The following is a 12,442-nucleotide window of genomic DNA, read 5'->3' on the forward strand; positions in this document are numbered from 1 at the left end:
TTGAGGTTCCACCGGCCGTCTTAGAGCCTTGAATCGCGGTTTGGGACCTTTCTCCCCTCTGTTGGCCAACCCTGAAGTTTGATATCCTAGCGGGCGGCTGCTTTTTCCCTGGGAGCGCAAGGCGGAGTTTGCTTTCCATGACCAGTCAACTTCCCCAAGCTAAGGAAGCTTCCCCCCTTCAGGAGACTCTGCTGGTGGTGGAGGATGAGGATGCGATCCGGGAAACCGTTGCCCTTGCTCTGGAAGAACAGGGGTACCGAGTTTTGCAAGCTGCCGACGGCCGGGAGGCACTAGAGCTGGTGCATACAGCCGAGCGGCTGGACTTGATGATCCTCGATCTGATGCTGCCCAGTTTGAATGGCTTGGATCTGTGCCGGCTGTTGCGTAGGGAGGGTAACACCCTTCCTATTTTGATGCTGACGGCCAAAAGCAGCGAGACTGACCGGGTGGTGGGCCTGGAGCTGGGGGCCGACGATTACCTAACTAAGCCTTTTGGCATGCGGGAGCTGATTGCCCGCTGTCGCTCTGTGTTGCGCCGTCGGCAGCAGGCTTACACCAGCGAGGCCACAGTGCTCCGCTACGGGGATATTTGCCTGTTTACCCAGGAGTGCCGCGTGTTGGTGCGGGGGGTGGAGGTCAGTTTCTCGCCTAAAGAGTTCCGCCTGTTGGAGCTGTTCATGTCCCATCCCCGCCGCGTCTGGACGCGGGAACAGCTTCTGGAGCGGGTCTGGGGATCCGACTACATGGGCGACAGCAAAACCGTGGATGTCCACATCCGCTGGCTGCGAGAAAAGTTGGAGGTGGATCCCAGTAACCCCGAGTATTTGGTAACGGTGCGCGGCTTTGGCTATCGCTTTGGCTAGGTTTGGGAGCTTCTCTCGCGCCAGCGGCGGGCAAAGGAAAGGGCCTCGGCGCGGGTTTGGATCTGGCCCCAAGCTTGGGCCTCCTGGAGCTCTTGCAACAGCCGGCCTACCCAGGGGCCAGGTTGGCCACCTAAGGTGTGCAGTAGGTCGCGGCCATCCAGCAGGGGCACCAGATGGGCCAGGGGATCCTGGGGATCTTCGTAGCGGCTAAGCCAAAGCTGGATCGTTTCTGCCGAGCTGCCGGTGGCTGCAGCCAGCAGGGCTAGGCCGCCAAAGAGGGATCCCGCCTGCTGGTAGAGCCGCCACTGCTGGGGAGGGGTGGGAGAGCTGGCCAAAAGCCTCTGGAAGTGGGGCAGAAGCTGGTGCAGCCTTTGGACGGCCCGCATCTCGGCCCGGCTAAAGCGCAGCCGTTCCAGTTCGATTTCCACCGTCTCGGCAGGGGTGCCTGCCGGATCCCAGAGCAGGGCTGCCAACACCGTCGCCAACAGGCTGCTGCGCCGATCCGCCAAAGGCTGAGCCAGCTCCGCCAGAGTGCGGGGGTACTGGGGTTGCCAGATCTCGGCCCATTGCCAGACGGCTTGGGCCTGGGCAAAGCCAGGGCTCTGGGGGGCTAGGCGGGGCAGCCAAGCCGCCAGCAGACCTGCCGCCACGGCTGCCTGCAGGTGGGCCAGGCCCGGGATCCCCGTCTCCAACAGGGTCACCACCTCGGCCCGCACCCGTTCTGCTGCCACATTGGCCAAGAGGGGAGCCCGCTGGCGAATCGCCTCTGCCGTGGCCGGATCCAGCGCAAACCCCAGTTGGGCTGCTTGGCGATAGGCCCGCAACAGCCGCACCGGATCGGCGCTGAGGTTGTCGGGGTGAACCATGCGCAGACACCCCTGCTGAATGTCCGCCCGCCCCCCTGTGGGATCCAACAGTTGCCCCTCCCGCAGCTCCAGGGCCAGGGCATTGCAGGTGAAGTCCCGTTGCCACAGATCCGCCGCCGGGGTGGGGCCCGCCTGCAGGGCTACGTCCACCGTCGCCGCTGTGGGAGGGGAAGCCCCTCCTTGGCCCAGCACGATACGGGCAATCTGTCGCTCCGCATCTAGCACCACAAAGCCGGCTTTCAGCCGCCGCGCCACCCCTGCTGCCCACCCCACCGGATCCGCCGGACACATTAAATCCAAATCCACTGGCCCCTTGGAGTCTCCAGACTGGCCTCGCAGCCAAGCCAGGTAGGCATCCCGCAGGGATCCCCCCACCCAGTAGCTCCCCTGGGGCAGCCACTCTTTGGGAAAGGGCAGCCGTTGGTGGAAATAGGCCAGCAGCCACTCGGTCAGCAGGGCTTCGCTCATCGATTTTGCACAGGGGGAAACTTTGATTTAAAGGCTAGGATCCCCAGAGCACAAGTACTTGGCCAGGCCGTGCCTGCACCTAACCGCTGGGCAAAAACAGGTGCTAACTGTGGCCTGCCCCCCGCCTAGAGTCCTTTTGCCTAACGCTCCAGCAGCGAGCTGCCCACCGCAGCCGGCACAAAAGCAGGTGCTGAAGGAACCAGATGGGGCTGCACCAGAGCTGCCAGGCCAGCAATAAATAGCGGGTCGGCGTTCAAGGCGGGCACACGGCGAAAATCGCGGATCCCAGCCCGGTGGGCCAGCTCTCGATACTCGATGTCGATCTCTTGCAGGGTCTCGATGTGCTCTGAGACAAAGCTAATCGGCACCACCAGCAGTTGCTTTACTCCCCGCGCGCCTAGCTCTGGGATTACTCTCTCGGTGTAGGGCTGCAGCCAGCGCAGCGAGCCCACCCGGCTCTGGTAGGAGAGCGTGTAGCCATTTGGGCGTCCCACCTGGCGCCAGATGAGCTCGACGCAGGCCTCCATCTCTTGCTGGTAGGGATCCCCGGCCTGGGTGACGTAGCTTTCGGGAATGCCGTGAGCGCTAAAGAGCACATGCACTTCTAGGGGATCCTCGAAGGCGTCCAACTGCTCCCGGATGGCCCTAGCCATGGCCTGGACATACTGGGGCTGATCGTACCAGGAACAGATCTGGCGGCGCTCGATGCGGGCCAGCTCTGGGTCTTCGGCCCAGAGGCGATCCAGGAGCTTGAAGCTGGAGCCAGTTGTGCTGATGGAGTACTGCGGGTACAGCGGCAGCACCACCAGGCGGGTGATCCCGTCCGACTTGATCTGCTGCACCACAGACTCAATGAGCGGGTGCCAGTAGCGCATGGCGACATACACTGGCACGTCGTAGCCCGCCGCCACCAGTTGGGCCTGCAGCTTTCGGGCCTGTTCAGCGGTGATGCGCCGCAAAGGAGATCCCCCCCCGATGGCAGCGTAGTTGCGCCGGGATTTGGGCGCTCGCAGGATGGAGATGGCCCAGGCAAATGCCCCCTGCAAAAAGGGAAAGGGCAGCCGGATGAGCTCCGGATCGGCAAAGAGGTTGTAGAGAAAGGGCTGCACATCAGCCTGCGTTTCTGGCCCCCCCAAGTTCAGCAGGAGCACGCCGCATTTGGACATAACAAGCTCAATGACCTTCCTTATCCACTGTAGAAGGTCTTAGCCCCTAGCGAGAAAGGAATTCTCAGCTTTCCGTGGGTCGAAGCGTATCCCCGCCCTCTACTCCGCTGCTCTTGGGCTGGCGTTAGAACTCTTGGCCGCGGTAAACCCGTTGTAGGGCCGGCGTGACCGAATAGCTATCGACATCGGCCAGGCTCAACTTCAAGCGCAGCGTATTGAGCAGCCTCCAGTAGGGGGGCACAAAAGGGGTTAAGGACTCCGTCCCGCTGACGCGAACGGGAAAGGGTTGATGGGGGAGGGAGTGGGCAACCCTCTCCAGAGGGCAGCCACGGTAGCGGAGCAAGCTAGACCCGACCAGGGAAGCTGAGGATTCCCCTTGGCTGGGATCCACCGTCAGGCCGCGAAACTGAATCTTCCCTGGACGAGAGGCTTGTCGATAGCGCAGGTAGCGACCCCAGAGTTGTGCCAGCCACTCCGGCAAAGCCTCAGGCCGAACGTGGAAGCGCTCCGGCAACAGACGGTCGTTGAGAAAGCCGATGAGCCCAGACCAGGACTTCCAGAGCAAGGCGGCGACGAGGCGAGTAGGGGGAGAGGATGAGATTTTCATAGATCTCTGCACAGCCGAGAGTTGGCGTCGATTATACCAGTCCAGAAAGGACTCCGTCCCGCTGCGCGAACGGCTGGAATGCTCGCCCTGAACGTCTTGCCGCAAAAAAAGGGAAGCTGGCTTTCGAGCCAGCCCGTGGAGCCCCCCAAACCCAAAGGACTCCGTCCCGCTGCGCGAACGACTACAATGGGCCCAAGGCTTGTCTGCCCTTTTCCTCTGGCAAGGGAGCGGCATTGCCCAAACAAGCAGACTCTAGCGACCACTGCAGTGAGCTGAGGGACTCGAGGACATGACCTGGCGCAGCAACATCACTCCCAGCGAAAGGCCTCCGGCCCGCTGGCGCGAACGGCTGTGGGGATCCCTTCCTTACCTTCTGCCTTTGGTATCGGCTTTGCCCTTGGGCTTTGTCCCCTCGGGGCTGTTTCAATCCCTGCCAGGACTGATCCCTATCTTTCTACCGCTACTGCATTTGTTGCCTCTGGTCACGGGCTGGCTAGGGATGGGGCTGTTCTTTGCCCTCCTCTTTTTCGTCATCCGCAACGGCCGCATCGCCCACTTTGTTCGCTTCAATACCATGCAGGCGCTGCTGCTCAACATTGCCCTGTTCTTGGTGCAAGTGCTGCTGCAGGTGTTGGGTAGGCTCCTTGGCAGCCTAGCGCTAGGGGCAGTGGGCAGCATTTTGGCCAACACTGCCCTTCTGGGAGTGATGGCTGTTACTCTCTACGCTTGGTCCCAGAACCTGCGTGGCCGCTACGCCGAGGTGCCGGTGCTCTCTGAGGCTGCCTATGCTTGGATTCGCTATTAATTCCTGGCCAAGAGGGAAGTGGGCCCAAGGCTGTCTGTTTGGCTAACGCCTGCCACAGAAGCCGGAAGCTGCCCTGCGGCCTGGAGCTATCGAAAACATCCGCCCGGTGCGCGAAAGGCGGGCTCTTGGAAATGGTGAAAGCGTTACGCCAACCGGGGTTGTTGGTCGGGCTTGCGCTGCTGGCCGGAGTGTTGGCCCTGCTCTGGCCAATGCTGCAGCAAGGCTATCCCATGACTCACTCCACCCACTTCAACCTCAGTTGGGCCTTTCAGTATCAGCGCCAGTTTTTCGGCGGGCAGTTTTACCCCCGCTGGCTGGAGTACTCCAACTTCGGCTACGGCAATCCCACCTTTGCCTTCTACCCGCCTTTGTGTATGGTAGCCACCCTGCCCTTTCGCGCCCTGGGGCTGGACCTGCCCGGCTCTTTGGTGGCCAGCATGGGTCTAGCGATGGCGGTCTTTGGGCTGGGGCTATACGTTCTGCTGCGGCAGGTGCTTCCTTGGGCTTTGGCGCTGGTCTTGGCCCTGCTGAGCATGGCCGGCCCCTATTGGTTGGTAGATATCTACCAACGGGGTGCAATTGGAGAAGTGTGGGCCATTGCCGTCTCCCCCTGGGTTTTCTGGGCCTCGCTACAGGTGATTTGCCGGCCTCAGTCCCTTTGGCCAATTGGAGCGTTGGCCGTTAGCTATGGCCTACTGGCCCTGTCCCATTTGCCCACTTTGCTGATTTTTACTCTGGTTTGGCTGCCCCTACCGTGGGTGGTGGGGGGAAGGGATCCCTTCTGGCCCAGAGTGGGACGCTGCTACCTGGGATTTGGTCTGGGACTGGGGTGGGCGGCTTTTTATTTGCTGCCGGCTTTCTGGGATCAGCGCCATGTCCAGGTGGATTTTGTCAACTTTGCCGAGGAATACATGCCCCAGCATCGCTTAATGCTGAGCGGGCTAACTCAGCTTCAGCCGCGCTGGACAGAGCACTGGTTTGAGAGCAACCTGGTGGGGTACTGGGTCTGGATGGCAGCGGTTGTGGTGGGCGTTGGGATCTTAGTTTTTCTAGAATGGCTGGTCCGCCGGCCGGGGAGGAGTTTTGATGCGGCTGGATCCCTTGCCAGAGCTACCTTGCTCTACAGCTTTGGGGCTAGCCTAGTGGCGCTGCTGATGACGACGGATCTGCTGGCTTGGCTCTACGAGTGGTTTTTGCCCCTGCGGCGCATTCAGTTTTCCTGGCGCTGGATGGCAGTGACGGCGGTAACCGTGCCCTGGCTTTTGGGGTCTCTAGCGGGTTGGGGATGGGGGCAAAGGCGCCTGCGGCTTCTCTTGCTGGTGGGGATCGGACTAGCTATGGGGGTGCAAACTTGGCAGGGCTTTCAACTCTTGTCCAAGGCCAGCTTTGATCCACAGCTTGTTCAAACTTTTCAAGAGCTGGCTACAGCTAAGCAGTTTCCCAAGGAGCCCCAAGAGAGGCCCGGCATTGCTTTCTTGCACCTGCACTGGCGCTTTCCCGATGGGCTGGCGCTGGTGGATGCGCAGGAATACCGGCCCCGCCAGGCCACGCTGACCATGCCGCCCCCGCAGGTGGATCCGCTGCTCCAGTGGCAAGGCGAGCTGGGGGATCCAGCCGCGCAGCTACAGGTGGAAGAGTGGCGCTATGGCTATCGCCGCTTTCGCGCCATCAATCCCACGACTCAAGAGCAGCCCGTAGTCTTGCGCACGTTTTACTATCCCGCTTGGCGAGTTCAAATTGATGGACAGTTTAGGGCTGCCGAACACGACGGGTCGGGGCTGTTGCAGGTACGGATTCCCCCGGGAGAGCATCGCGTGGAAGTGCGCTACCTGGGCACGGCAGCCGAGTGGCTGGGCTGGATCCTGACCGGTGTAGCTGGTGTGCTGCTAGTAGAGCTGCGGCGGCTTGTGCGTTGGTTGAGGTTGACCAAGGCGGCGTAGGCCCTGCCGTGCCACTCTTCTGGAGCGGACTTTTCTTTCTTCCTGCTTCCACAACCGGCTACTACCCCCCCAGAGGGATCTGGCCAGGCGTCACCTCCCCTCGAGCTGACGGTAGCCGCCCCTTGCTCTTGAGAGAGCAAGCTGGGAAAGGATCCCCCTCTAGGCCTGCGGAGAACGTCAATTGAGTTTCTCTTAGGCTTGTCTCCCGGCAGAGGGAGCTTTTCTCCGCTACCCTAGAGCTAGTAAAGCAAAGAGATTGGCAGCAATGAGCCACTACGAAGGGCGTCCTGCCCAACTCGGCTTCCTCAAGGAGGGAGAGCAACGCCCCCGCCGACGACGTGGCCAGGCCTTGCAGGTGGGAGTGCTTGGCTTCTTGGTGGGATTGGGGCTTGTGGGAGGAGCCTGGTGGTACAGCAGGGGGCCGCGGCAAACTTTTTCCCTGTATTGGCTGACCACGGTTGACAACTCTATCCACTACGTGCAGCAGGAGCGATCCCTTCGCGCCTTCGACGCCCAAGAGGCCATTCGTAGGGCTCTGGAGGAGTTGATCGCTGGACCCAAGGATCCCCGCCTCACCACCGCTATTCCTCCCCAGACGCGGGTACTGGATGTACGGGTGGAAGGCGACGATATCTTTTTGAACTTCTCCCCCGAATTTACGCAAGGGGGGGGATCCACCGCAATGATGGGTCGGATTGCCCAGGTACTCTACACGGTTACTAGCCAAAACCCTAATGCACGGGTTTGGATCTCCGTGGAGGGACAGGCCCTCGAAGTGCTAGGGGGAGAAGGGCTGATTCTTGACCAACCCTTGACGCGGGCCTCGTTCTTGCCCAGTTTCCCGCTTCCGGCAGAATCCAAGGCAGAGCCGTCAGCCGCATCGGCCTCTTAAGCAGCCATGCTCTCGGGGGTGAAGCTATCTCCAGCGTCCGCCCTTGGCCAACCAACGGTGAAGCTGGGCCAAAAGGTGCTGCTGGTAGACCCCAACTCCGGAAGAACAACTGCGAAAGACTTCATATGCCAGACTCATTTTCCAGCCGCTCGAGACTAGCGGGGTTGGGATCCAGCTTCAGGGAGTAGAGGCCGTAACAGGCCAGCAGCCAATTGAGAAGACGAGCTGCAATGCGGGCAGTTGGTCGCGTTGCCGAGCTTACCGCCACCCCTCCCAGGGAAACGCCGACCACAGGACGAGCGGCGAAGATGGCCTCACAAGTTTGTAACAACCGAAACCAGCTCAGCCCCCCTGGCTCTGGGTGGTGCACTGCTGGCGCTAGCGAGGGATCCAGCACGCTACAGTCCACCACCAAAAACACTGGCTGCTCCGGCAAAACCTCGACGATCTGCTGCGGATCCCAGGCCTCTTGAGCCCAGAAAATGGGGCTGTGGTGGTCTCTTAGCCAAGCGTAGGCGCGGGCACTGCTGCTGCGCAGCCCCACGTGCACTACCGGCAGGCCGTGCTGGTAGAGCAGCTCTACCCAAGCGCCGTTGCCGTAGCTCATATCTTGATCTGGCTGGGTCATCTCTATGGGGGGCATGAAGTTGGCATGAGCGCTGCAATGCACCACACTGAGACTCAAGTAGTGCTTCCAAAGGGCACGAATGGCCCCCCAACTGGCTGCTAGAACCGAAGGCAACAAGACCGGCCACTGTTGTCGTCGCCAGGCCTGGGTCACTGCTGCCTCACACAGGCCATAGGGTGGCTCATCCATCAGCCCCGGCAACTGCGCCACCGCCAGCTGATCCACATCGATCCCCAAGCGCGGCTCAAAAGCACACAGTTCTGCGCCTGCATTGAGGATGGTCAACGGAGCTTGGGTATCCGGGCCAAAGGCAGTGGGAATGAGGAGAACCCTGGCGCTGGACTGGGAGCAGGGATGGAGGGACCACTGGGCCATAGGCGGCGTTTCTGCTTGCCAAAGGGGGGATCCCTACCAAGTTACTCGACCCCGCAGTTGCTCCATCTTGGCTGGGCCGATGCCCTTAACGCGCTGCAGATCCTCCAAAGAAGAAAAGGGGCGGGCCTCGATAATCCGTTGCGCCAGGTCTGGGCCGATGCCAGGCAACTGCTCCAGTTCGGCTGCCGTGGCTGTGTTCAAGTTAACGCGAGGGGGACTGGGGGTAGCTAGCGAAGGGGAGGACCTCGAGGTGGCCTCTAGCAGCTCCGGCTCTACTGTGGGGGAAGTAGGGGCAAGCGGAAGGGGGTTGGGGCAGCGGCGGGCTGCTTCCTCTACTTCCTCCCGCAAGCGACGGCTGGGGCCAAAGCGGGCCTCGGCCAGGAGCCGCTCGAACTCTCGCACAAAGTGATCCACCACCTGCCTATTGCGGATAATCAAGAGGTTTTCGTCGTTGAGGTGGTTGGCCGAGACTGACCAGTTGTGGGAGCCGGTGATCACCGTGGCCTGGGGGGTGCCCGGATCGAGAATAGCGAACTTGTGGTGTAGCTTGTCGCCGGGGGCGAGGTTGGGTATGCCTATGGCTTGGGGGGGCTGCTGCCAGGGCAGGCGGGCCGGATCCAGGCGGCAGTTTTCGTCTGGAAGCGCCAACCCCCACATCTCCAGGGTGCGGCTATAGTCGCGGAAGGCAAAGCCGGGATCAAACAGGCCGCGGATCTCCACCTTGCGCTCCTGGTGCAGTTGCCGGAGCTGGTTGGCAATGCCGGAGTCGGTAAAGACAAACAGAGCCAGATCCACCCGCTTCTGCGCTTGGGCCAGGGTGGTCGCAATAATGCCGTTAGAAGTAGCCTCATAGGGCAGGGAACGGCTGGCGGGGGAAAAATGCACCTCCACGACGGCATCGTCAATCAACACCGTCTGCAGGGGTCGCTTGCGCTTTTGCACGCCAAAGCGGCTATCGGGCAGCCCTCCCGGCCCGTCCCCCCACATGAGGTTGAACTCCTCCGTATAGATGCGGGCCAGCTCGGGGCTATCCAGTAGCAGCAGGTGGTTGGCATTGCCCACGCTGCCAGGAGCATCGAAATCCCCATGGATATCGGAGAGGGTGAAATTGGCTGAGCCAGTCAGCACCCGCTGCCCGTCGATAACTACAAACTTGTGATGCATCAGGCCGCTGCCCTTGGAGCCGTCGGCGGTGTCGTCCAGCCAGGGCACCTGGCCTCTATCCAGCAAGGCGTACACATCCCGGCTGGCGACCTCCTCGGGGGAAAACCGCCCGTCCCGGTTTACGTCCACCAGGCGGCGATACTCTTCGAACTTTTGACGGCTGCGCTCGTCTAGCGCCTGCACTTCGGCAGGGGTCAGCCGGTGCCAGGCCCGCACGTAGGTGTTTTCGGTAATCACGCGCACTGGGATCCCGGCCTGCCGCCGCTCTGCAAGGGCCTGGGCGATGAGGGGCAAGTTTAGCTCCTGTACCGCCACATCCACCGACCGCCGAGCAGAACGAATTTGGGAGATAATCAACTCCTCCAGGTTGTAGCCGTAGCGTTGGATCTGGCGATAGGGATCCCGATAGGTGCTCTCGCGGCTTTGGTTAAACGCCACCCGGATGCGGGGGTGCTGCGGCAGAGGGGCCAGGGTGGGCAGCTCTGGCTCTTGGGTAGAGGGCCGAGGGCCTACCCAGTAGCCAACTGCTACCAGGATCAACAGCAAGGCGGCCCAGGGCAGCCACCGGCGCAGTTGCCGCCACCAAGACGGGATCCGGTTCATCCCCTTTTCCCCTTGCAGCAACCCCCTTCAGAATACCGAACTTTGCCGAAAAACTGGGCATAAAGCCCCGTCCTACATTCGAGCCGTCAACGGCCTCATCTACGTCATCGCCAGAGCTTTGGGGCAATAAGATAAGTCTAGCGGTTGATTGAGGAGGCCCGGCGTGGAACGGCCCAAGTGGGTAGCCATTATTACAGGAGTTCTGGCCATTGCTCTGGGGGTGGGCTATTTGTTGCTGGCGCAGCTATTGGATTACCGCGGGGGTAAGTTCTTGCCAGCGCCGTCGGAGCCACCAGGGGTCTTGAGCGTCTTGGCAGGGATCCCTGGCCTGAATTAGCTGAGAGCGATTGACTGTATGCTCAGCTACAGCACGCCCCCTGCTCAAGAAGCGGCTGGGGGGAGATAGGGAAACATTTGGGCAGACGGGGAGTTGGCATAGTGTTGTCGCGCTCCACTTGGCTGTGGCTATTGACAGGGCTAGGACTAGTGGCCTTGAGCCAGTACCTGCAGTGGGTTGGCGGCATCCACAGCTCTATCGCCTCCTACTCGGAACCGCTGGCCGACCTGACCGTGGCCGGCATTCTGGGAGGAACAGTAACGGCAGGACTGGTGGTGCGCCACTGGTGGCAGCAGGTTTGCCGAGGACAAAGGGAGCCCACCCCAGGGGCCAAGCCGCGGCGGCGGGTTAAGTTGACGCGGGCTCAGGTGCAGGCAGATCTGCAGGATGTCGATTCCCTTATCCAGAAGTTGCAAAACGACATCAGCCGCCGTGCCCTGCAAGCCAAGAAACAGGAGATCGATCGGCGGCTGGCTGAGGAGGCATTGCACCTAGTGGTGTTTGGCACGGCTTCTGCTGGCAAAACCTCTCTCATCAACGCTCTGCTGGGGCGGCCGGTTGGGGAAACTGCCCCCACTCTGGGCACCACCCAGCAGGGCTCCATTCACACCTATCAACTGGAAGGTTGGAACAGCCCCATTTACCTCACCGATACCCCTGGGCTATTGACCATCGGCGGTGCCGGCGAAGCAGAGGCCCGCGCCCTCGCCCAGAAAGCGGATCTGTTGATTGTGGTGGTGGCCGGGGATCTGCTGGCTTCGGAATACGCGGAGCTGCTGGAGTTGGCTCGGTTGGGAAAAGCCACTATCCTGGCCCTCAACAAGACGGATCAAATGCTGCCGGAAGATGTGGAGACCGTCCTAACCCACCTGCGCCGCCGCACTGCCGGCGTCATTCCTCCTGAGCAGGTGGTGGCCATTGCCGCTGACCCCGAGCCCTTGAAAGTCCGCTACTGCTTCCCGGACGGATCCCGTCAGGAGACCTGGGAGCCCCAGCCCCCTGATACCGCCGCCCTCATCCAGCAGATGGCCCGCCTACTGCAGCAAAAGGGATCCCATCTGCGCCTAGCCAACGCCCTGCTGCAAACCCGAACCTTGAGCGAGGCTGTCCAGCAAGCCCTGCGGGAAGAGCGCCGCCAACGGGGCCGCCAGATCGTGGAGCGGATGCAGTGGGCAACGGCTGCAGCTCTGGCGGTAACCCCCCTCCCTGCCTTGGATGTCCTGGCGGGGGTGGCCATTCAGGCCCGCATGATTGGAGAGCTGCACCAAGTCTTCGATCGCCGCATTACCCTGCAGCAGGCTCAGGCAATTGCTCACCGCTTGGCCCAAATGATTGTGCAACTGGGCGGACTGGAGCTAGCTACCCATGCCTTCAGCTCTGCCCTCAAAGCCAGCCCCTGGATGCTCATGGGGATCCCTCTGCAGGCAGCTAGCGGAGCCTATCTGACGCGGGTGGCAGGACTCAGCTACCTGGAGTGGCTGCAGTCAGGGGATCCCTGGCAGGAGGAGCTCCTGCAAGAGCGGCTGAGGCAGCAGCTCCAGAACGGCCATCCCCTGGCTTTCCTCAGACAGTTAGCTCGCCAGGCCCCCTCCAGCTCCAGCAGCTAGCCGAAGACTTTTCCAAGAACCCGCTAGGAAACCAGCAGGGCTGACGGGACTGGGCGGATTTGAACCGCCGACCTAGCGCTTAGGAGGCGCTTGCTCTATCCAGGCTGAGCTACAGCCCCAG

At 61.5% G+C, this 12,442-nt stretch carries 11 protein-coding genes and 1 tRNA gene; 6 read left to right on the forward strand and 6 right to left on the reverse strand.

Going from position 1 to position 12,442, the window contains the following annotated elements; all coding sequences use genetic code 11:
- Nucleotides 1-137: 137 nt before the first annotated feature.
- Nucleotides 138-863: a response regulator gene (locus NW806_RS07210; protein WP_414410566.1), complete on the forward strand. Its 726-nt coding sequence runs from the start codon at nt 138-140 to the stop codon at nt 861-863.
- Here the strand turns inward: NW806_RS07210 and NW806_RS07215 are convergent.
- From NW806_RS07215 to NW806_RS07225, 3 genes are all read right to left on the reverse strand, one after another.
- On the reverse strand, nt 860-2,197 hold the full coding sequence (locus NW806_RS07215) for a CCA tRNA nucleotidyltransferase (protein WP_414410567.1): 1,338 nt from the start codon (nt 2,195-2,197) through the stop codon (nt 860-862). The two genes, NW806_RS07210 and NW806_RS07215, sit on opposite strands and share 4 nt — an antisense overlap.
- A gap of 140 nt (nt 2,198-2,337) precedes the next feature.
- Nucleotides 2,338-3,363 (reverse strand): ferrochelatase, encoded by a 1,026-nt coding sequence (hemH, locus tag NW806_RS07220; protein WP_414393084.1) that lies wholly within the window; start codon nt 3,361-3,363, stop codon nt 2,338-2,340.
- Between the two features lie 124 nt (nt 3,364-3,487).
- Nucleotides 3,488-3,970 carry a hypothetical protein gene (locus NW806_RS07225; protein WP_414410568.1) on the reverse strand — a complete coding sequence of 161 codons (483 nt, stop codon included), beginning with the start codon at nt 3,968-3,970 and terminating at the stop codon, nt 3,488-3,490.
- Nucleotides 3,971-4,259: 289 nt separating this feature from the next.
- Here NW806_RS07225 and NW806_RS07230 point away from each other — a divergent pair, with 289 nt between their 5' ends.
- From NW806_RS07230 to NW806_RS07240, 3 genes are all read left to right on the forward strand, one after another.
- A complete protein-coding gene (locus tag NW806_RS07230) occupies nt 4,260-4,775 on the forward strand; it encodes a Tic20 family protein (RefSeq protein ID WP_414410569.1) in 516 nt (171 codons plus the stop codon).
- Between the two features lie 131 nt (nt 4,776-4,906).
- Nucleotides 4,907-6,715, forward strand: a complete 1,809-nt coding sequence (locus NW806_RS07235; RefSeq protein WP_414410570.1) for a hypothetical protein — start codon at nt 4,907-4,909, stop codon at nt 6,713-6,715.
- Between the two features lie 265 nt (nt 6,716-6,980).
- Complete coding sequence (locus NW806_RS07240; protein WP_414410571.1) at nt 6,981-7,607, forward strand: GerMN domain-containing protein; 627 nt, start codon at nt 6,981-6,983, stop codon at nt 7,605-7,607.
- A gap of 121 nt (nt 7,608-7,728) precedes the next feature.
- Here NW806_RS07240 and NW806_RS07245 read toward each other — a convergent pair whose 3' ends face one another.
- Together NW806_RS07245 and NW806_RS07250 are read right to left on the reverse strand one after the other, a co-directional pair.
- Nucleotides 7,729-8,610 carry an arginase family protein gene (locus NW806_RS07245; RefSeq protein WP_414410572.1) on the reverse strand — a complete coding sequence of 294 codons (882 nt, stop codon included), beginning with the start codon at nt 8,608-8,610 and terminating at the stop codon, nt 7,729-7,731.
- 33 nt (nt 8,611-8,643) lie between these two features.
- The gene (locus NW806_RS07250; RefSeq protein ID WP_414410573.1) at nt 8,644-10,377 is read right to left on the reverse strand and encodes a phospholipase D-like domain-containing protein; all 1,734 of its coding nucleotides are present in this window, start codon (nt 10,375-10,377) and stop codon (nt 8,644-8,646) included.
- A gap of 163 nt (nt 10,378-10,540) precedes the next feature.
- Between NW806_RS07250 and NW806_RS07255 the strand changes: the two genes are divergently transcribed.
- Together NW806_RS07255 and NW806_RS07260 are read left to right on the forward strand one after the other, a co-directional pair.
- Nucleotides 10,541-10,714 carry a hypothetical protein gene (locus NW806_RS07255; RefSeq protein WP_414406288.1) on the forward strand — a complete coding sequence of 58 codons (174 nt, stop codon included), beginning with the start codon at nt 10,541-10,543 and terminating at the stop codon, nt 10,712-10,714.
- A 101-nt stretch (nt 10,715-10,815) separates the two neighbouring features.
- The gene (locus NW806_RS07260; RefSeq protein WP_414410574.1) at nt 10,816-12,321 is read left to right on the forward strand and encodes a DUF697 domain-containing protein; all 1,506 of its coding nucleotides are present in this window, start codon (nt 10,816-10,818) and stop codon (nt 12,319-12,321) included.
- Between the two features lie 44 nt (nt 12,322-12,365).
- Here NW806_RS07260 and NW806_RS07265 read toward each other — a convergent pair.
- Nucleotides 12,366-12,440: transfer RNA gene (locus tag NW806_RS07265), tRNA-Arg, on the reverse strand.
- Nucleotides 12,441-12,442 lie beyond the last annotated feature (2 nt).

Origin of the sequence: Synechococcus sp. W65.1, from assembly GCF_047461615.1 — a bacterium.
Taxonomy (GTDB): domain Bacteria; phylum Cyanobacteriota; class Cyanobacteriia; order Thermostichales; family Thermostichaceae; genus Thermostichus.

Coding starts and splice junctions, on each gene's coding strand:
- NW806_RS07240 (WP_414410571.1), top strand. CDS start 6,981: ATGAGCCACTACGAAGGGCGTCCTGCCCAACTCGGCTTCCTCAAGGAG.
- NW806_RS07250 (WP_414410573.1), bottom strand. CDS start 10,377: ATGAACCGGATCCCGTCTTGGTGGCGGCAACTGCGCCGGTGGCTGCCC.
- NW806_RS07225 (WP_414410568.1), bottom strand. CDS start 3,970: ATGAAAATCTCATCCTCTCCCCCTACTCGCCTCGTCGCCGCCTTGCTC.
- NW806_RS07235 (WP_414410570.1), top strand. CDS start 4,907: ATGGTGAAAGCGTTACGCCAACCGGGGTTGTTGGTCGGGCTTGCGCTG.
- NW806_RS07230 (WP_414410569.1), top strand. CDS start 4,260: ATGACCTGGCGCAGCAACATCACTCCCAGCGAAAGGCCTCCGGCCCGC.
- NW806_RS07215 (WP_414410567.1), bottom strand. CDS start 2,197: ATGAGCGAAGCCCTGCTGACCGAGTGGCTGCTGGCCTATTTCCACCAA.
- NW806_RS07245 (WP_414410572.1), bottom strand. CDS start 8,610: ATGGCCCAGTGGTCCCTCCATCCCTGCTCCCAGTCCAGCGCCAGGGTT.
- hemH (WP_414393084.1), bottom strand. CDS start 3,363: ATGTCCAAATGCGGCGTGCTCCTGCTGAACTTGGGGGGGCCAGAAACG.
- NW806_RS07210 (WP_414410566.1), top strand. CDS start 138: ATGACCAGTCAACTTCCCCAAGCTAAGGAAGCTTCCCCCCTTCAGGAG.